The sequence below is a fragment of the Halomonas daqiaonensis genome (assembly GCF_900109725.1).
Taxonomy (GTDB): Bacteria; Pseudomonadota; Gammaproteobacteria; order Pseudomonadales; family Halomonadaceae; genus Halomonas; species Halomonas daqiaonensis.
Genome location: NZ_FOBC01000020.1, coordinates 15,815 through 33,077, shown reverse-complemented (window position 1 = coordinate 33,077; position 17,263 = coordinate 15,815). Strand labels below are relative to the sequence as shown.

The 17,263-nt window shown below is 58.7% G+C and carries 15 protein-coding genes and 2 pseudogenes; 12 read left to right on the top strand and 5 right to left on the bottom strand.

The genetic code is table 11. The features are described from left to right. From BMY30_RS14520 to BMY30_RS14510, 4 genes are all read left to right on the top strand, one after another. Positions 1 to 1,719: a ThiF family adenylyltransferase gene (locus tag BMY30_RS14520; protein ID WP_342027794.1), complete on the top strand. Its 1,719-nt coding sequence runs from the start codon at positions 1 to 3 to the stop codon at positions 1,717 to 1,719. Further along, complete coding sequence (locus BMY30_RS14515) at positions 1,703 to 2,200, top strand: Mov34/MPN/PAD-1 family protein (protein ID WP_089714980.1); 498 nt, start codon at positions 1,703 to 1,705, stop codon at positions 2,198 to 2,200. Before BMY30_RS14520 ends, BMY30_RS14515 begins: the two co-directional genes overlap by 17 nt. Before the next feature lie 280 nt (positions 2,201 to 2,480). Continuing rightward, positions 2,481 to 2,912, top strand: coding sequence for a hypothetical protein (locus BMY30_RS17685; protein WP_139195531.1), 432 nt, complete (start codon positions 2,481 to 2,483; stop codon positions 2,910 to 2,912). Continuing rightward, positions 2,893 to 3,492, top strand: coding sequence for a Cap15 family cyclic dinucleotide receptor domain-containing protein (locus BMY30_RS14510; RefSeq protein ID WP_244516230.1), 600 nt, complete (start codon positions 2,893 to 2,895; stop codon positions 3,490 to 3,492). The genes BMY30_RS17685 and BMY30_RS14510 overlap by 20 nt, the downstream gene beginning before the upstream one ends. A gap of 558 nt (positions 3,493 to 4,050) precedes the next feature. On the opposite strand, the gene BMY30_RS14505 is transcribed toward BMY30_RS14510, so the two are convergent. Together BMY30_RS14505 and BMY30_RS14500 are read right to left on the bottom strand one after the other, a co-directional pair. Continuing rightward, a complete protein-coding gene (locus BMY30_RS14505; RefSeq protein WP_089714976.1) occupies positions 4,051 to 4,395 on the bottom strand; it encodes a histone-like nucleoid-structuring protein, MvaT/MvaU family in 345 nt (114 codons plus the stop codon). A gap of 424 nt (positions 4,396 to 4,819) precedes the next feature. Beyond that, complete coding sequence (locus BMY30_RS14500) at positions 4,820 to 5,752, bottom strand: LysR family transcriptional regulator (protein ID WP_089714974.1); 933 nt, start codon at positions 5,750 to 5,752, stop codon at positions 4,820 to 4,822. Positions 5,753 to 5,878: 126 nt separating this feature from the next. Here BMY30_RS14500 and BMY30_RS14495 point away from each other — a divergent pair, with 126 nt between their 5' ends. From BMY30_RS14495 to BMY30_RS14480, 4 genes are read left to right on the top strand one after another with little or no spacing between them, the layout of a single operon-like run. Beyond that, a complete protein-coding gene (locus BMY30_RS14495) occupies positions 5,879 to 6,919 on the top strand; it encodes a Bug family tripartite tricarboxylate transporter substrate binding protein (protein WP_089714972.1) in 1,041 nt (346 codons plus the stop codon). Between the two features lie 26 nt (positions 6,920 to 6,945). Beyond that, on the top strand, positions 6,946 to 7,380 hold the full coding sequence (locus BMY30_RS14490) for a tripartite tricarboxylate transporter TctB family protein (RefSeq protein ID WP_089714969.1): 435 nt from the start codon (positions 6,946 to 6,948) through the stop codon (positions 7,378 to 7,380). 31 nt (positions 7,381 to 7,411) lie between these two features. Further along, entirely contained in the window at positions 7,412 to 8,902 is a 1,491-nt protein-coding gene (locus tag BMY30_RS14485) for a tripartite tricarboxylate transporter permease (RefSeq protein WP_089714967.1), read from the top strand. A 58-nt stretch (positions 8,903 to 8,960) separates the two neighbouring features. Beyond that, complete coding sequence (locus BMY30_RS14480; protein WP_089714964.1) at positions 8,961 to 10,262, top strand: aminotransferase class V-fold PLP-dependent enzyme; 1,302 nt, start codon at positions 8,961 to 8,963, stop codon at positions 10,260 to 10,262. Positions 10,263 to 10,347: 85 nt separating this feature from the next. On the opposite strand, the pseudogene BMY30_RS14475 reads toward BMY30_RS14480, so the two are convergent. Next, positions 10,348 to 10,587: pseudogene (locus BMY30_RS14475) on the bottom strand (transposase); the annotation flags it as partial. Between the two features lie 305 nt (positions 10,588 to 10,892). Here BMY30_RS14475 and BMY30_RS18520 point away from each other — a divergent pair. After that, positions 10,893 to 11,186, top strand: a pseudogene (locus tag BMY30_RS18520) (IS30 family transposase); the annotation flags it as partial. Between the two features lie 141 nt (positions 11,187 to 11,327). On the opposite strand, the gene BMY30_RS14465 reads toward BMY30_RS18520, so the two are convergent. Both BMY30_RS14465 and BMY30_RS14460 read right to left on the bottom strand, forming a co-directional pair. Continuing rightward, the gene (locus tag BMY30_RS14465; protein WP_089714961.1) at positions 11,328 to 12,029 is read right to left on the bottom strand and encodes a GntR family transcriptional regulator; all 702 of its coding nucleotides are present in this window, start codon (positions 12,027 to 12,029) and stop codon (positions 11,328 to 11,330) included. Positions 12,030 to 12,123: 94 nt separating this feature from the next. Next, complete coding sequence (locus tag BMY30_RS14460; protein ID WP_089714958.1) at positions 12,124 to 13,905, bottom strand: IlvD/Edd family dehydratase; 1,782 nt, start codon at positions 13,903 to 13,905, stop codon at positions 12,124 to 12,126. 193 nt (positions 13,906 to 14,098) lie between these two features. Between BMY30_RS14460 and BMY30_RS14455 the strand changes: the two genes are divergently transcribed. The 3 genes from BMY30_RS14455 (at position 14,099) to BMY30_RS14445 (ending at position 17,241) form a co-directional block, all read left to right on the top strand. Next, positions 14,099 to 15,070, top strand: a complete 972-nt coding sequence (locus BMY30_RS14455; protein WP_089714956.1) for a tripartite tricarboxylate transporter substrate binding protein — start codon at positions 14,099 to 14,101, stop codon at positions 15,068 to 15,070. Positions 15,071 to 15,123: 53 nt separating this feature from the next. Then, positions 15,124 to 15,624, top strand: a complete 501-nt coding sequence (locus tag BMY30_RS14450; protein WP_244516229.1) for a tripartite tricarboxylate transporter TctB family protein — start codon at positions 15,124 to 15,126, stop codon at positions 15,622 to 15,624. A 111-nt stretch (positions 15,625 to 15,735) separates the two neighbouring features. Beyond that, the gene (locus tag BMY30_RS14445) at positions 15,736 to 17,241 is read left to right on the top strand and encodes a tripartite tricarboxylate transporter permease (protein ID WP_089714951.1); all 1,506 of its coding nucleotides are present in this window, start codon (positions 15,736 to 15,738) and stop codon (positions 17,239 to 17,241) included. Positions 17,242 to 17,263 lie beyond the last annotated feature (22 nt).

Here is a 17,263-nt window from a genome sequence, read left to right as displayed (position 1 = left end):
CTGAACTTCCAGTCAAAACAAGCGCGAGCTATTGAAGCCGCACTAAAGTTCGCAAGTCCTGGTGGCTGGCGGCGAATTCGCGATGGTGAGCAGTGTCTTATTCCGAGGCGGCTGCACTGCGCGGCTACCTGGCGAGTAGACCTACCGAAGGGCTATCTACAGCACCCGTCTGTCGACTACGTTTTTCTCACTATTGATGATGCCTTTCCCCTCTCTGAGCCGCGGGTAGTTGCTCCGCAGGCAGTCATGGATAACGCGCCGCACTGGCCTCATATAGAGCGAGATGGTGTGCTGTGCTTGACGACCACCAAATACTCCGCTCACGTGGGCCCGCGAGTGCTGACAATGCTTCAGCACGCCGTGGACGTACTAGCCATGGACTCGGAAGCACGTACCATAGAATTTCGTCGTGAGTTCCTCTCGTACTGGTCGCAGCAGGTTGGCTCCAAGGAGCCTCACTGCTATGCGCTGCTCTCACCCCGTTCGAATGACCGCGATATCTACTACCATTCAGCGAGGACTGGACAAATCATCTTTGCTGATGATCCTAGTGAACTTTCTTCGTGGCTCAAAAATGCTGGAATAAAAGCTGAAGCCCTGCTAACCACCCGTGTTGTCTGGCCGGCGCAGATTCCTACACCAGACCAGTATCCCGTCAAGGGGCGAGACATTATCAATTTGGTGGGGCGTGAGCACATTGAACGTCACGTGCGTGCTGGATATGACTTGCCGTTAGTAATGGGGTTCATGATAAATGGGGCACCGATGTTTGCAGCTGCAAGCATCAGCGGCGCAAGCGCGAAGTTTCTGAAGAAGGGGTTTCGCAAGTCAAGTCCACGACCTGCACGTTTTGTTGCGAACACATTCTTCGCCAAGGCTATTGTGCCCCTGTCGATTGAGAGAATTGACCCGTTCTGGGTGCATGGTCGTGACTCAAACATAACCCTTGATCGCCTCCGGACAGCCTCAGTAGGGATTGTTGGATGTGGTGCCATCGGCGGATTCCTCGCACGCGGCCTTGCTCAAGCAGGTGTTGATTCCCTAACCCTAGTGGACTACGACGAAATCAGGCCGCAAAACCTTGGCCGACATGTGCTTGGTAGTGAGTGGCTCGGATGGCTAAAAGCTGACGCTATATCTGCACAGATCCGAAGGGACTTTCCCCATGTTCGGGATGTGCAGCCGCATACCAGAGCCTTCCAAAATTTGAAGCCCGGAGACCTTGAAGGTTTGGCCCAATGTGACGTTTTGGTGTTGGCTGGACTCGACCTGCCAGCCGAACTAGCAATAGACCACTGGATAGACACTATAGAACACCCGCCTACCCGTGTTTGGACGTGGACCGAAGAATACGCACTCGCGGGCCATGCGGTAGCCTTGATTGGCCGAGATCGTTTCAGCGAGGGCCTGGATGCCGATGGCTTTTACTTCGGTCGGCTAACACACGGTTGGAGCCAAAAAAATGTCGTACTAGGTGAGGCTGGCTGCGGGGTAACATTCCATCCCTACGATGCAGTCGACATGTCCAGCACGGTGTTAATGGCCCAACGCCTCATAATTGATGTCATATTGGGCAAGGTCCCCCAATCGACGAATCGAATGTGGCTGGGTAATAGAGACATAGTAATCGAGCGCGGCGGAGTACCATCTGAGCTCTTTGATCGGAGCCATTGTGAAATCTCAAGGGCTTGGGAAAAAGACGATGGAACCAATCATTAGGGCGCATTTGCCTACCTCTGCTCAGCACATCGTGCTGAGGAAGAGTGCGCTGGATTATATGGCTAGGTACATACAGAACCGGCTCTGGAAGCTAGAAGCTGGTGGGCAACTCTTTGGACATCTGAAGGACGGAACATTAGAGATCAAGGTGGCCACCGGTCCTTACCTAGGTGACTTGCGTACACGCTTCGGCTATCGATCCAAACCAGACTGCGCTCAACGCGAGATTAAGAAGCAGCGGGGACAAGGGCTTTACTACTGTGGTGACTGGCATACCCACCCTCAGACCCACCCTACGGCATCAACCGAAGATCTCAGCACCATATCCAAAATGGTGCAACGATCAGATTTCAGATTGAGCTGCATGGTGATGGTGATCCAAGGCACTGATGATGGAGCACAGGGTGTGGCCGTGTACACATCCTCGGGCGACGCACCAAAGCGCTGGGAGGTCATAGACGATTGGGTAAGGATCGTTTAGGCAAGACAATACCTAGCAGCTACGGTGTGAAATGAGAGCGCAGGGAGCACGACACGCTGAAGTGAGTTGGTCATGCTGAAATCTTGATTAAAAGTTTCAACTTACCAAACGTAGAACCTCGAACACGCATACCGACTTCAAAAGGCTTTAAAGTGAGACTCAATCTGGTGTCCGCTTGCAGGATGCCTAACCAGTGGCGTCAGTCGGGCTGGTATGTTTCAATACAGCCCACAAACCTACCGCTGCGCGCAGCCGCTAGATTTCGTATAAAGGATTGTCGATGACCCCACCCAAACGATTAAGAAGCCTGCTGCTGAGAGTCCGTGACTCCATCCCAAACGAGGAGTTCTGCGGCGTTGGAGTTGTTGTAACGGAAAATTTAGAGCATCTGCCTATTGTTTCACTTTGTACTGATGCCGATTTTCCTGCTCAACAGGATCTTGCCGAGCAGATTGCCGAATGCAGTTTATACAGCTGGCCTTGTCATGATGGATTCCAAATCGTTTCTGGACAGTGGCAGTTGATGCAGCGAAATCAGTATTTCGCACCTTTTCCTGCTGCAGAATGTCGAGAGTTTATTGGTAGTGTAAATGTAGGTTCTCGGTACATGGCAGCTAGATTAGGGTCGCTAATCGAGGGGGTTGTGTGCACTGGCCTTCTGAGCGAAAGAGGCGGAATCTTGGTTTTTGAAGGTGGTCTTCCCGTTGATTAATCTACTACCGATAACAAAGTTGATCGCTTGGATCGCCGGCCTTTACGCGGGTATTGTGGTGCTAATTTCCTTGCTGGTTGGAGCATCTGGGCTCGCATCATTTGAAACGGCTTTAAAAGGCGTGGCTATTCTGAATCTAGTACTGCTCGGCATAGCAATAGGCGGGTGGAGGGCAGTGTGGCAGTGGATTCCTAAGCTAAACGACTGGGTCTTCCCCGATCTCAACGGTAAGTGGACGGTTGATATTTATTGGAACTGGGGTAACAAATCTGGCGAGAAGATTGCGACTGCTTTCATCAAACAGAGTCTTTTGAAGTTAAGTATCGAACTGTCTTCGGACGAATCAGAGTCTGAGACATTGATGGTCACTCCCCATAAAGACGCCCAGTCTTCGCGTCCTGGCCTGTATTACATCTACAGAAACGTAAGTACTGCTGGTGCGGTAAAAAAGCAGGACCCTCACATAGGAGCAGCCATTCTCAAGGTCAGCCAAGAATCAAATGACGTGCTTCGCGGCAATTATTTCACCGACAGGTCAACAAATGGGCATTACACCATGCGCCGTACCGCCGAAATCTAACAAATCGTTGTAGGTGACGTTTGACGCGCCACCCACTTTTGCTGACGCAAAAGCGGGCGTCGCCTCACACATTTGAGCTCAGGTGCTATATCAGTGACACCAAAAAGACAGCTTCTGGCCGTTATGTATAGCTATACATAACGGCCATTATGCATAGCACCCAATTATGAATACTGACACAGCGGTGAGCATGGCTGCGCCCACTTAGCAAAGCTCCAAGCATGCTCGCGAGCTATCCATAATTATAGCGCCTTCAAGTACTCTTGCTGCGAGCCTGAAGCCCGGTAGCGAATGGATGTGGTTTCTGGCTCATGCAGCCTGGCGAGTACCCGGCCATGATGGTCTCTAATGTTGGAGCTACCAGTACTGTTGATTGCTAAACTTATGTCCACCATCCGAGCATTGCCGATACCACAGAGCTCGTGTCCATCAGGCTCACTAGCCCAACCATCCTGGTAACTATTCATAATTGGATGCTATGCATAATGGCCGAAAGCTGTCCTTCCTGCCAGAGTTGGCAGGGAGGCAGCGTGGTAGCTAGTCTTCAGTTCTCACCAATCAGTCTTCAACTGTCTCGGAGCCATACTCATCTTTCCAGGCTTTCAGTGTCTTCTGGTTGCCACCGCGAGTCTCGACGGTTTCGCCGGTATTGGGGTTCTTGTAGATCTTCAGCTTGCGCTTGGCGCGACCTGAACCATTGGCAATGCTGGAACCTTGGCCAGCCTCTTGGGTGGGGTCCAATAGTTTGATGACGTCAGCGGCCGATTTGTCAAATTCGCGCATCAGGGTCTCGAGGTGGTACTTGAAGTCCAGCTCGGTCTTGAGGCGCTCATCGTTCTTCAGTTTGTCCAGTTCTTCCTGAAGCTGCTTGAGATGCTGTTCTTTCTGCAAGTAAGTGTTGATAAGCGAAACGGACTATCTCTCATTGGCCATATTTCCTTCAGATTATGGTGGCAACACACCAATGATTCAATCATTAGCTCGATATATTTCACCCAGTATCCATGTGAGGCTTGGTCAAGCCGGGCTGGTCCATTCAGCTTTTCTATAATTGCCACAGGCAATGTTCGCAGTACCCAATGGCCAAGCGAAGCCACTGACTCGCAAGTACGTTATTGCCACAGACCTTGCTTCTGTCATTTCACTGTTAAAGACCGTGCCGCCATAAAGATGATGCGAGCTACTCATTCTATAAAGGCCATCGACATTCATCTAGATCGTGCACGGAGTAGTAAGCGATACACCAGCCCAATCATCTAGAGTTGAATAGCGTTGGGCAGACTGGCGATCTCTGATGGCCAGGATGACTCCATGAGTGAGGTCTATTTCAGCTGCGTATCAAGTCCTCTTTGGCTATGAAGAAGGGACGGGTGAAGTCGGCTGCCTCGGCGAGTCGACGTGCCAGTGTCTCGAACAGCTGGATGCGCACCCCACCGTGGTAGAGCGCGTAGTAGCCGACTGAGGGCACCGGCGGCGTAGTCTCTAAGGTTTCCAGTCCCTGCGCCCGGGTGAGGTGTTTGACGCAACGTTGCGGTAGCACGCTGATGCCCCTCCCTGCCGTCACAAGACCGACCAGTGCCAGCAGGTTGTCGGTGGTCAGGGTGGCAGCGGGCACGCCTTGGTGGGAGAGCCAGCGATTGATGTTCTGCGCGAACAAGGAGTGCTTGCCCTGACCGATGAGGGGATAGCGCTCCAGCGCGCTGATGGGCAACGGCCCGCTACCATCATCCACCAGGCCCTCACTCGCCATGAAGGCCATTTCCACTTCTTCCAACAGTCGTGTCTCGACACCCGGTTGAGAGAAAGCCTCCGGGACCAGCGGGATCACCACGAGATCCAACTCGCCGTCCTGAAACTGTTGATACAGGCTGCGGCTCATGTCGATGGTGATGTCCAGCCGGATGTCAGGACGCTCGAGGGTGTAGTCCCGCAGAAAGCCTGGCAGCCAGGTGAGGGCGGTCAGCTCAGTGAAGCCGATACGTACCCGGTGGAGGCTGCGCTCCGGTTGTGCGTTGAGTTCGAGGATCTGTTTCGCGTTTTCAATCGTCTTGTAGGCGAGTTCCAGTAACTGTTCGCCTTCTTCAGTCAGCCGCGCGTTGCGGCGCGAGCGGTCGAAAAGACATAGGCCGGTGGCCTGCTCGAGTTCGGAAATACGCTTGGAAACGGTGGACTGTGTCGCGTTGAGGCGATGAGAGGCACGCTCGAAGGTACCGAGCTCGACTACCTGGATGAAGGACTCGAGCTGGGTGAGAGTCAGCATGGCACCACCTTTTGATGAAGAAAACGACTGATAGTCTATGAAAATTATTCGCTTTTTTGAAACTTTGGGCTGTTATTAAGTTGGTAGGTGCATGCTCTGAGGCTTCAGGCAGTGGATGTGGCCTCAATGGCCCACCTGAACGGCTCGGAATCTATAACAGTAACAAGGAGTAAGGCGATGAAGGTGCAATCCAATTTGATGCGGACGATGGTGCTGGGAGCGGTCGGGACGGTCCTGGCTGGCGGCCTGAGTACCTCGGCCGTGGCGGCAGACTACCCATCCAAGCCGATCGAGATGATCGTTGCGTTCGGTGCTGGCGGCAGCACCGACACCATGGCGCGGATCTTTGCCAAATACGCCGAGGAAGAGCTTGGCGAGCGGATAGTGGTGGTCAACAGGCCCGGAGCAGGCGGCGAAATCGGCTGGGTGCATCTGGCCAACGCCGAGCCGGACGGCTACACCCTGGGTCTTATCAACTCGCCGGTGGTGGAGGTCTATCCGTTCACTCGCGAAGAGACGGTCGGTTACTCCCTCGATGAGATCCGTCCCTTGGCCAATGTGATCACCGATCCCGGCGTGCTGGCGGTCTCTGCCGATAGTCCCTACCAGACCCTGGATGATCTGGTCGCGGCGGTGAAGGACGATCCGGAGTCGGTCGTCATCTCCCACGAGGGTCTTGGCGGTGATGATCACCTTGCGGCGCTCAACTTTGCCGAGGAAGCCGGCATTGACCTCAGCTTCGTGGCCTACAACGGTAACGCCGAGGCGACTGCCGCGCTGCTAGGCGGCCATATCACGGCCTTCGAAGGCAACATGTCAGAGGCGGCTGCTCAGATCCAGGAAGGCAAGGTGCGTGGACTGGCGGTATGGGCCGACGAGCGGGTCGAGCCCATTGCTGACGTCCCCACCGGCAAGGAACAAGGTTATGACGTCCAGGCGGCGGCGTCTCGCGGCTTCGCCGTACCAGCCGGCGTGCCCCAGGAGGTCTACGACACGCTTCTGGATGTTACCCGTGAGGTTGTCGAGAACCCGGAATTCCGTGCCGAGATGGATCAGCTCAACATGCCGATCAATGCCATTTACGGGCAGGATTACGTCGACTTCATCAACGATAGCCATGATCGACTGAAGTCGCTCTGGGAGAAAGACCCCTGGATCGAGCAGTAAACGGGCGCTAGAAAGAGGATTGCTCCATGACCCTCGACACTATCGACCGTGGTGTGGCCATGCTGGTGGGCATCTTGTGTGCCGCTGTGGTGGTCGTGGGCCTGGGGATGCGCGGCGACGCGGGGCTCTTCCCCGCGATCGCTGCCACGCTAGGGCTTCTGGCTTGTATGGGGATTGGTCTTGACACCTTGCGCAGCCGTTCCCCCGACGAATTACCTCCATCCCTGCCTTGGCACCGCTTCACCATCTGGTGCCTATGTATCCTGGGACTGCTGGGGCTGATGGTGACCGTCGGCACTTTCGTGGCGCTGCCGCTCTTCCTGCTTGCCAGCCTGCGGTGGCTGGGACACTTGCGATGGGCGGCGGCCTTGGTGATCGCCATCGCCTTCTCCGTCCTGATCTACGTGGTCTTCGCGCACCTTCTGGCCGTGCCGCTGCCTGCCGGTTGGCTGACTGACTAGCGTCAGCCGACATCACCCCGAGAGACTCTCCATGGATGTATTGCTTCCCGCCCTCGGCAACGTGCTGGCGCCGATGGCTCTCTTGACACTGCTTCTTGGCACCTTGGCCGGCATGACCATCGGCGCGCTGCCGGGGCTCTCCTCCACGATGGGCGTCGCGCTGTGCATTCCCATCACCTTCAACATGCCACCAGAGTTAGCACTGATCCTGCTTGGCGCGGTGTACGTCAGCTCCGTCTATGGCGGTTCCGTGACGGCGATCCTGCTGCGCACACCAGGCACTGACGCTTCCATTGCCACCGCGCTCGACGGTTATCCCTTGGCCGAAGCTGGCCGTGGAGGGGAAGCGCTGGGCATGGCGACACTCGGCTCTCTATTCGGTGGACTATTCAGTGTGATCGTGCTGATCGCGATTGCTCCCCCTCTCTCCACGGTCGCATTGGCCTTCGGTCCCCAGGAGTACACCGTGCTGGCGATCTTCGGGCTGGTGACCATCGTCGGTGTGGCGTCGGACCGTCCGCTCAAGGGTGTTCTTACGGCAGCGGTGGGGCTGGTGTTGGCGGCTGTGGGACTGGACGCCTTTACCGGTGTGCAGCGGTTCACCTTCGGACAGAGCGAGTTGTTCGATGGAGTGCCGCTATTGCCGGTGCTGATTGGGCTCTTTTCGGTCTCCCAGGCCTTCAACCTCTGCGTGCCCGCCGGCGGTGGCGTGCTGACAGGAAAGGAGCAAAAGCTCAAGGGGCGTAGTTTGCCGCTGTGGAACGATATCCGGCGCTGCTTGCGCACGATGCTGCGCTCCTCGGTGATCGGTTCGGTGGTCGGTATCCTGCCTGGTGCAGGGACCAGCATCGCTTCCTTCATTTCCTACAACGAAGCACGCCGTCACTCGCCGACCCCAGAGCGCTTCGGCAAGGGAGAGCTGGAAGGGGTGGCCGCCTCGGAATCGGCCAACAATGCCGTGACCGGTGGCACCCTGATTCCCACCTTGACGCTGGGCATTCCCGGCAACGCGGTCACGGCAGTATTCGTCGGTGGGCTGACCATTCATGGCCTGATTCCGGGACCGAGCCTGTTCACCGACCACGCCGAGACCACCTATACCTTGATCCTCTCGCTGTTGTTCGCCAACGTTCTGTTCGCGATTCTGGGACTTTGGCTATGTCGTTATCTGGTGGTGGTGACCAAGGTGCCGGGGGCAGTGCTGGGACCGATGATCCTGGTGTTCAGCGTGATAGGCACCTATGCGCTCCGCAACGCGGTTTTCGACGTCTGGCTGGCTATTGCCTTCGGGGTGGTGGGCTACTTCATGGAACGCTGGCGCTATCCAGCCGCTCCTCTGGTGATTGCTCTCATCCTGGGGCCGATCCTCGAGGTCAACTTCCGCCGTTCGATGCAGATCGCCCACTGGGACCTCACCACCTTCTTCACCCGCCCTCTGTCACTGACGCTGTGCCTTTTGGTGGTGTTGGCGCTGGCCTATCCACTCTGGACCCAGTGGCGCCGCCGAAAACTCCAGCGCTGATTCTGACGGCCTTTTCGCGAACCAGGGCATACCTGTAACCGACACTTGAGATACCCACATGACACTGAAGCCAACTCCCCTGAACCCCCTTCCGGCGGAAGGGACCTTCCTTCCTGGAGAACTGCTGACTCAGGTGCGGGAGCGTTTCCTGCACGTCGATGTCTGCCCCTTCAGCGGCAAGCGGATCTTCTTTGAAAATGCCGGTGGCTCGTTGACGCTTGAGTCGGTGGTGACGCGTGGCGCAGAGGTCGCTGGCATTCCCGACAACGAGCACCGCAATAACCCGGCCTCTCGCGCCATGTCGGCGATTGTGGCCGAGGGGCGTGACGATCTGGCTACCTTCTTTGGCGCCAGCAGTGGGGTCATTTTCGGCGGCGAGACAGGCACCGAGTGCCTGTTCCGCGTGATCCGTGCGGCGGCACTTTCCGCCGAGGCAGGCGGCAGCGTCGTTGCCAGCGCAGTGGAGCACCCTGCGACCTTCGATGCTACAGAGCAGTGGGCGCGACGCACGGGTCGCGACTGGATTGAGGTGCCCTTCGATGTTGATACCGGCCGGGTGACGGCAGCGCACTACGTCGACTGCGTGCGTCCCGACACCCGCATTGCCACGATCCTGCATACCAGCCCGGTCACCGGCATGAGCATGGACATCGCCGAGATCGCACAGGCCATTCGCGCCGTGGCCCCGGACTGCGTGATCATCGTCGACGGCATCCAACATGCGCCACATGGTTTCCTGGCCGTCGATGACTATGGTGTCGATGCCTACGTCATCTCGCCCTACAAGGCATACTGCCGCTTCAACAACGGCTATGCCTGGCTCTCAGATCGGCTGAGCGTGGTTGACCATGACCGTCTCTCGGGCAAGTCAGCCGATGCCTGGGAACTGGGCAGCCGCGACCCGTCGGCCCTGGTCGGTGTCAGCATGATGATCGACTATCTCGACTGGCTCGGCGCGCACTTCACTGATGAAGCGCCACGCCGTGCTCGCCTGCTCGCGGCCGGCCAGGCGATGCAAGCCCATGAGCGAGCCCTGGTGAACCGGCTGCTGCATGGTGGCACGGGCCTGCCAGGGCTTTGCGACTATCCCGGTTTACATCTGATTGGGCCAGCGGATGCACCGCAGCGCGAGGGGGTAGTGTCGTTTGCCGTTGAGGGGGTCGATGCCAAGCATATCGTCGCCGAACTCGGAGACCGGGGAATACGCGTCCACGCACGAACCGATGATGTCTTCTCCGGCAATATTCTGCGACCACTGGGGCTGAAGGCGGTCACTCGCATCTCAATGGCCCATTACAATAGCGCTGAAGAAATCGATACCTGCCTGGCTGCCTTGGCCGAGATATTGCCGCGGCCCTGAGAGCCTTTAATTTGCCCAAGTCATGGCCGTGGGTTCGTGATTATTGTCGGTGGAGTTCCCCCGGTTCAGTGAACGGTACACGGCTTTAGCCTGAGGCTGCCGCATGCTTACGCTCGAACTGTATAGGACTGACATAGCCAATCGCCGAGTGCCGGCGATGTGGGTTGTACCATCCTTCGATGAACGCGAAGACCGCTTGCTTCGCCTATGCCGGCGTGGCGAACTGCTTCTTGTCGAGCAGTTCGCATTCCAGGGTGGCAAAGAAGCTCTCGGCCATCGAATTATCATAGCAATCTCCGACCGACCCCATCGAGGGCCGAACGCCCAGGGCAATCGCATGAGCTGAATGATTCTCATCTTATCCGGTTTCAGCATCCGATCGAGTGCGGGGTTAGGGTGCCGCCGGGGGCTGTAAACACATCTATGGGTCCTACTTTCGCCATCAATGGTGAAAAACTCCCACTTTACCCTATCGTCGACGCGCTGCAATTTGCCTTGATCGAGAATCTTTCTCTACGTGCGATTGCCCTGGCCGAACGCCAGCCTTCCTGCAGCGCTCACCGAAGGCGATGGAGGTGTACTGGGCGGATTCAATCGGTCGTCGCAACATCTCGATATGGGAGGTGTTGCATGGGACGATCACGTGGCTGGGGCGCTGAACAGACGGGACGAGCACCGATGCGTTCGCCTGGCCGACCGGGCGTCAATCAGCGGGATGCCAAGCGCGCGTTCTGGAAGCGCATTACTGAGGGACTATCGAGTGAGGACGCAGCCTTGGCGTGTGGTGTATCGCAGCCGGTGGGACCACGGTGGTTCCGCGAGGCAGGAGGGATGGCACCGTCCAACTTGGCGCCGCATACAGGGCGTTATTTGTCGTTCGCGGAGCGCGAGGAGCTGCCGGAGTTGCAGGGTAAGGGGCACGGGACTTGGGCATGATGGACTCCTCCTTCTCAAAGGGTCGGGTGTCCACCGAACCGGGTCAACTTCATAATCACTTATAGGCGAGGCACATAGGCATAGGCTAATGAATAGGTTGCGGTCTCTCTGTACCCTCTCAAAATCACATTATAAGAACGCGTGCCTGTAGAGCTCTAGATAGCGGTTCTTGGATGGGGCAAGGTGCTTGCGACAGAGTTCGGCCAAGCGTTCACGATCTTCATCTCGAATAGCGTCTATCATCGCCTGGTGCTCGCGGCGTGCCTGGTTCAGTGAGTCGCGATCGGCGATGGCAATAAAGCGGATGCCGTGGGCCTTCTGGGCGAACTCGTTGATGGTCTCGTACAGGAAGGGGTTGCCGGTGGCCTGGAACAGGGTGCGATGGAAGGCGATGTTGAGGCGGAAGACCCTACGCAGGTCGTGGGCGTCGACGGCTTCGCTGTAGCGCCGATGGATGTCCTTTAGTTCCGTCAGCAATTCGGCCGGGGCCGGCAGGGGCAGGGCATCGACCGCGGCGAGCTCGAGGATCTCGCGCATGGCATAAAGGTGCTCAACTTCCTCGGGCGGATAGCTCTTGACGAAGGCGCCACGGTTCTTTATGCGTTCGACTAGGCCGATGCTCTCCAACTGGAAGAGCGCCTGCCGGACCACGTGACGCTTGCAGTCGAAGCGCTCCATCATGGCTTCCTCGACCAGCCGCTCCTTGGGATGCAGGCGGCCGAGCACGATGTCCTCCTCCACGGCTGCCACGATGTCGTCGACGCTGACCACAGCGGCAGAATCCGGTGAGTCGGCGTTACGAGACTCGCGGGTGGCTGCAGTTCGACTCATGTTCGCTTCCCCATCGGGCATCGACAAATTGGACGAGGTCGTCGGTGCCTGTGCCGGCGACACCCGCCCAGTGTAACAAGAGCGTCCTTAGGCTTCATGGCCTCGGCACCTTGCAGGTGGATACTGGGCGGCAGGCGCGGAAGTCGCAGCCCTCCTCGGCCTGCAGGATCTGCTCCATGAACAGCCGCCGGTAACCCAGCAGTGGCTCGCTGGAAGTCTCCGGCTGGAAGGCCTGGCGTCGAGTCTCGAGCTCGGTGTCATCTACCTCCAGGCTGAGATGGTTGTTGCGCACGTCCAGGGAAATAATGTCGCCGTCGCAGACCAGCCCGAGCGGGCCGCCCTCGGCAGATTCGGGTGATACATGCAGCACGATGGTGCCCGCCGCGGTGCCGCTCATGCGGCCGTCGGAGATCCGCACCATGTCCTTGACGCCCTGGGCGGCGAGCTTCTTCGGAATCGGGATGTAGCCCGCCTCGGGCATGCCGGGCGCCCCCTTGGGCCCGATATTCTGCAGCACAAGAATGTCGTCGGCACGCACGTCGAGGTCTGGATCATCAATGCGTTCCGCCAGGTCTTCCAGTCCGGTGAACACCACCGCACGCCCGCGATGTGTCATCAACTCGGGGGAGGCGGCCGACTGCTTGATGATGGCGCTGGCGGGGGCCAGGTTGCCACGCAGCACGGCGATGCCGCCTTGGGCGTAGACCGGTTTGTCCCTCGGCCATACCACCTTCTGGTCGATGAGGTGGACCGCGGCGTCGATGTTCTCGCCCAGCGTTCGGCCGTTGACCGTCATGGCGTCCAGATGAAGCAGCGGCGCTAGCTCGCGCAGCAGGGTGGGCAGGCCGCCGGCACGGTGCAGATCCTCCATGTAACCCTCGCCGGAGGGCTTGAGATCGACGAGCACCGGCGTTTCCTGGCTCATGCGGTCGAAGGCCTCGAGGTCGATGTCGATGCCCAGGCGGCCGGCGATGGCGGTGAGGTGGATCAGGCCGTTGGTGGAGCCGCCGAGAGAGAGCAACACGCGCAAGGCGTTCTCGAAGGCCTTGGGGGTGAGGATCTGCTCCGGGGTGACGCCGGCCTTGGCGAGTTGCACGGCCTGGGCGCCGGACTGTTCAGCGATGCGCTGGCGGTCAGCGTACACGGCCGGGGCGGTGGCGCTGTTGGGAAGCATGATGCCCAGGGTCTCGGCCAGGCAGGCCATGGTGCTCGCCGTGCCCATCACCGAGCAGGTGCCGACAGTGGGGACCAGTTTGTCGTTGACCTCGTTGATCTCCGCCTCGTCGATGTCAGTGCCGCGATACGAGGCCCAGTAGCGGCGGCAATCGGTGCAGGCACCGACCCTTGTACCACGGTGGGAGCCTGCCAGCATGGGGCCGGTAACCACCTGCACGGTGGGGATGCCGGCGCTGGCGGCGGCCATCAGCTGGGCGGGCACAGTCTTGTCGCAGCCGCCGATCAGTACCACGGCATCCATGGGCTGGGCGCGGATCATCTCCTCGGTGTCCAGGGCCATGAGGTTGCGCAGGTACATGCTGGTGGGATAGGCGAAGGATTCGTGGAGCGTAATGGTAGGGAAGTCCACCGGTAGTCCGCCGGCGAGCATCACGCCGCGTTTCACGCTTTCCACCAGCCCCGGCACGTTGCCGTGGCAAGCGTTATAGCCACTGTAGGTGTTGGCGATGCCGATCACCGGACGCGACAGGGCGTCGTCGGTATAGCCCATGCCCTTGATGAACGCCTTGCGCAGGAACAGCGAGAAGTCTGCATCGCCGTAGTTGGTGAGTCGATTGGACATGCCCTTGGTAGAGGCACCCTCTTCCTGTGAGGGGGATTGTCCGTTGCCGTCGTTGTGGTTGTTGGAGTCCTGACTCATCGCGGTTACCTCATGTCATTTGCGGCGTGACCTGTGGTCCGTTCAAACGGCCACTAGCGCTAGGCTAAGCGCTATCAACTTGGTTGACAAGATTATTGACAATCATGTTCATAACCTACTAGGTTGATTCAGGCAAGCGTGGCTTGCACGCCAACCCAAAGCACAACGACAAACAGCATTCGAGGAAACCACCATGCAAAAACGTGGAGCATTCGCCGCCACCCTCCTATCCACCCTCATGCTCTCCGGGGTCGCCCAAGCGGAGTACTCGGCGGGAGACGAAATCAAGGTCCTACAGGGCTTCAAGGCGGGTGGGGGCAGTGATGCCCTGGCCCAGCTGACCCAGCCCTTCCTGCGTGAGTCGCTTGGCGCAGAATTCATCAACGAATATATCCCAGGTGCCGCTGGTGCGATCGCCTGGACGCGACTGGCCAAGCAGTCGCCGGCCGACGGCACCGTCATCAGCATCACCAACACCCCGATGCTGGCGACCAATTACATCATGAATGATGCCATCAACTACTCGATCGATGAGCTGACCCCTATCGCCAACGTGGTGACCGATCCCGGCATCATCGTGGTGCCCGAGGATAGTCCCTACCAGACCGTGGAAGACTTCTTCGCCGCCGCCGAGGAGCGCCCCGGTGAGGTGACGGTGGGAAATTCGGGTGTCGGCGGGGATGACTTCTTCTCGACCATCATGATCGAGAAGGCGACCGGTCTGAGCTTCCAGAAGGTGCCCTTCCAGGGCGACGGCCCCTCGGCCACCGCGGCGCTGGGCGGCAAGATCGATGCCAGCTTCAACAACCTGGGCAACGTCTACGGGCATATCCAGTCTGGCAGCCTGCGACCACTGGCGGTGTTCTCGCGCGAGCGCCTGGAGGTGCTGCCCGACGTGCCGACTCTGGTCGAGAAGGATATCGATGTGGTGGCGGGTTCCTCACGCGGCTACAGCGCTCCCGCCGGTATTCCGGAAGAAGCACGCCAAGAGCTGATCGCCGCTTTCGAGGGCCTCAAGGACAACGAGGAATTCCAGAAGGTCGCCCAGGAACGCGCCATGAACCTCGATATCCTGACCGGCGATGACTACGGCCAGATGATGCAGGACATGGAGGTGCAGTTCGAACAGATCTGGGCCGATGTTAAGGATGAGGTCAATCAGTAAGAAGCTCTGCTGGTATCGGAACACGGCGATCGACAAGGAGGTGTGAGTTGAATATGAGCCGTCTGGTCTTCGGCGTATTTGCCATTGGCATTGCTGCAGCCTTCTATGTCACTGCGCTGGGCTATCCCGATAAGGCGGCCAACATGCCCCTGATCTATTCGGTCGTCGTGGCCCTGCTAGGAGCGGCGATGGTGGGCCAGGAAGTACTCGGCATGCTGAGGCGCCGCCGGGTGGGGGTAGCCGAAGGGGTGGAGTTACCTGCGGAGGACAGTATCGCCGGGGGCGAGGATGCCTCCGCAGAGTCGGGCGGCCGGCGCAAGCAATGGAAGGCCATGGTGGTCTTCCTGTTGGCCGCGCTCTACATCTACACCATCTCGCTCGTGGGCTACCTGCTGGCCACCGTGGCCTTTATGGGGGTATCGCTGGCGATGATCGGTTATGTCACCTGGCGTTTCGCCCTGGTGGGTATCGTCCTGTTGGTGGCGATGGTCTGCCTGGTATTCATCGGCTTCCTCGGGCTTCCCGTGCCGTTATTGCCGCCTTTCCTCTCATGACACTGAAGCCCCGATGGGTATCTCGTCTTGCCTGGCCCTACTGGCGTTGCTGCCAGATATGGGCTGGGCGGGGCGCACGGTGCCTGGCACTGGCTCCTGGAGCTTAGTCATATGGAAAACCTCGTTCTGGTGGGCCTGAGTAACGTCCTCACGTTCACCAACATTTCACTGATCCTGGGGGGAACCCTGCTGGGGCTCTTCGTTGGTGCCATGCCGGGGCTCTCGGCGACCATGGCCCTGGCGCTGCTGCTGCCGCTGACCTTCAGCATGGATCCCGCCACAGGGCTCAGCATGCTGGCCGCTCTATATGTGGGCGCCTCTTACGGCGGTTCCATTGCGGCCATTTTGTTGCGTACGCCCGGTACGCCGTCAGCCGCCGCCACGGTGCTCGATGGCTATCCGCTGTCGCAGCAGGGCCAGGCCGGCAGGGCGCTAGGGATCTCCCTTTTCGCCTCCTTTATCGGTGGCACCTTGAGCGGCATCGCATTGCTGACCGCGGCGCCGTTGCTTGGGGTGCTGGTACTTGAGTTTGGCCCAATTGAGCTGTTCGCCATTGCCGTACTCGGCATCACCATCATCGGTACGCTTTCACAGGGCTCGATAGTCAGCGGCCTGCTCTCGGGTACCCTGGGACTGCTGGTCAGCACGGTGGGTATGGACCTGGTCACCGGCACGCCGCGTATGACGTTTGGCATTCTTAACCTGTTCTCGGGGGTCGAGTTCACCGTGGCACTGATCGGCTTGTTCTCGATTCCCCAGGCGCTAGTGCTGATCGAGAACGCCCACGGCACTCAGAAGTTGGCGAGCAAGATTACCGACAAGCTGATCCCATCGCTTCGCGAGCTACGGCGGTTGATGCCCAATATCCTCCGCTCGAGTGGGATCGGCATCGTCACCGGTCTGATTCCCGGCACTGGCGGCGATACCGCGAGCTGGTTCGCCTATAACGAGGCCCGGCGTTTCGCCCATGACAAGAGCCGCTTCGGCAAGGGCGATATCGCCGGCGTGGCGGCCCCTGAGGCGGCTAATAATGCGGTAGTGGGGGGGGCGTTGATTCCTACCATCGCCCTTGGCATTCCCGGCAGCTCATCCACCGCCATCTTGCTCGGCGCCTTGATGGTACAGGGCATCCTGCCGGGGCCGAATCTGCTGACCGATTACGGCGACGTGACCTACACCCTCATCTGGGCGGTGATCTTCGCCAACATCGGGTTGCTGTTGGTGGGTCTGATGTTCACCCGGCTGTGCGTCAGCGTCACACGGGTGCCGGATAGCTTTGTAGCCTGCGCGATCATCACGCTGTGCGTGATCGGGTCCTTCGCCATCAACAACAGCCTGTTCGAGGTGGGGCTCATGCTGGGCTTCGGACTGTTCGGTTATTGGATGAAAAAGTCCGATATCTCACCGGCACCCATGGTGATCGGGCTGATCCTGGGGCCGGTCATGGAGACCAGCTACCAGCAGTCGATGCTGATCGGGCAGGGCAACCTGGGCATCTTCCTGACGAGCCCCATTGCTGTGGTGCTGCTGTGCATCGCCGTCCTATCGGTGCTGCAAGCCACGCCATTTTTCCGCTGGCTGCGCGGCGCAATGCGCGGCCGAGGGCAGGTGGAGTGATTTACCCCCTTTAATTTCACGA

What these genes read in the sequence shown, in the direction of transcription:
- BMY30_RS14490 (WP_089714969.1), top strand. Translation starts at nt 6,946, where the DNA reads ATGACCCTCGACACTATCGACCGTGGTGTGGCCATGCTGGTGGGCATC.
- BMY30_RS14455 (WP_089714956.1), top strand. Translation starts at nt 14,099, where the DNA reads ATGCAAAAACGTGGAGCATTCGCCGCCACCCTCCTATCCACCCTCATG.
- BMY30_RS14500 (WP_089714974.1), bottom strand. Translation starts at nt 5,752, where the DNA reads ATGCTGACTCTCACCCAGCTCGAGTCCTTCATCCAGGTAGTCGAGCTC.
- BMY30_RS14465 (WP_089714961.1), bottom strand. Translation starts at nt 12,029, where the DNA reads ATGAGTCGAACTGCAGCCACCCGCGAGTCTCGTAACGCCGACTCACCG.
- BMY30_RS17685 (WP_139195531.1), top strand. Translation starts at nt 2,481, where the DNA reads ATGACCCCACCCAAACGATTAAGAAGCCTGCTGCTGAGAGTCCGTGAC.
- BMY30_RS14495 (WP_089714972.1), top strand. Translation starts at nt 5,879, where the DNA reads ATGGCCCACCTGAACGGCTCGGAATCTATAACAGTAACAAGGAGTAAG.
- BMY30_RS14515 (WP_089714980.1), top strand. Translation starts at nt 1,703, where the DNA reads ATGGAACCAATCATTAGGGCGCATTTGCCTACCTCTGCTCAGCACATC.
- BMY30_RS14445 (WP_089714951.1), top strand. Translation starts at nt 15,736, where the DNA reads ATGGAAAACCTCGTTCTGGTGGGCCTGAGTAACGTCCTCACGTTCACC.
- BMY30_RS14485 (WP_089714967.1), top strand. Translation starts at nt 7,412, where the DNA reads ATGGATGTATTGCTTCCCGCCCTCGGCAACGTGCTGGCGCCGATGGCT.
- BMY30_RS14460 (WP_089714958.1), bottom strand. Translation starts at nt 13,905, where the DNA reads ATGAGTCAGGACTCCAACAACCACAACGACGGCAACGGACAATCCCCC.
- BMY30_RS14480 (WP_089714964.1), top strand. Translation starts at nt 8,961, where the DNA reads ATGACACTGAAGCCAACTCCCCTGAACCCCCTTCCGGCGGAAGGGACC.
- BMY30_RS14450 (WP_244516229.1), top strand. Translation starts at nt 15,124, where the DNA reads ATGAGCCGTCTGGTCTTCGGCGTATTTGCCATTGGCATTGCTGCAGCC.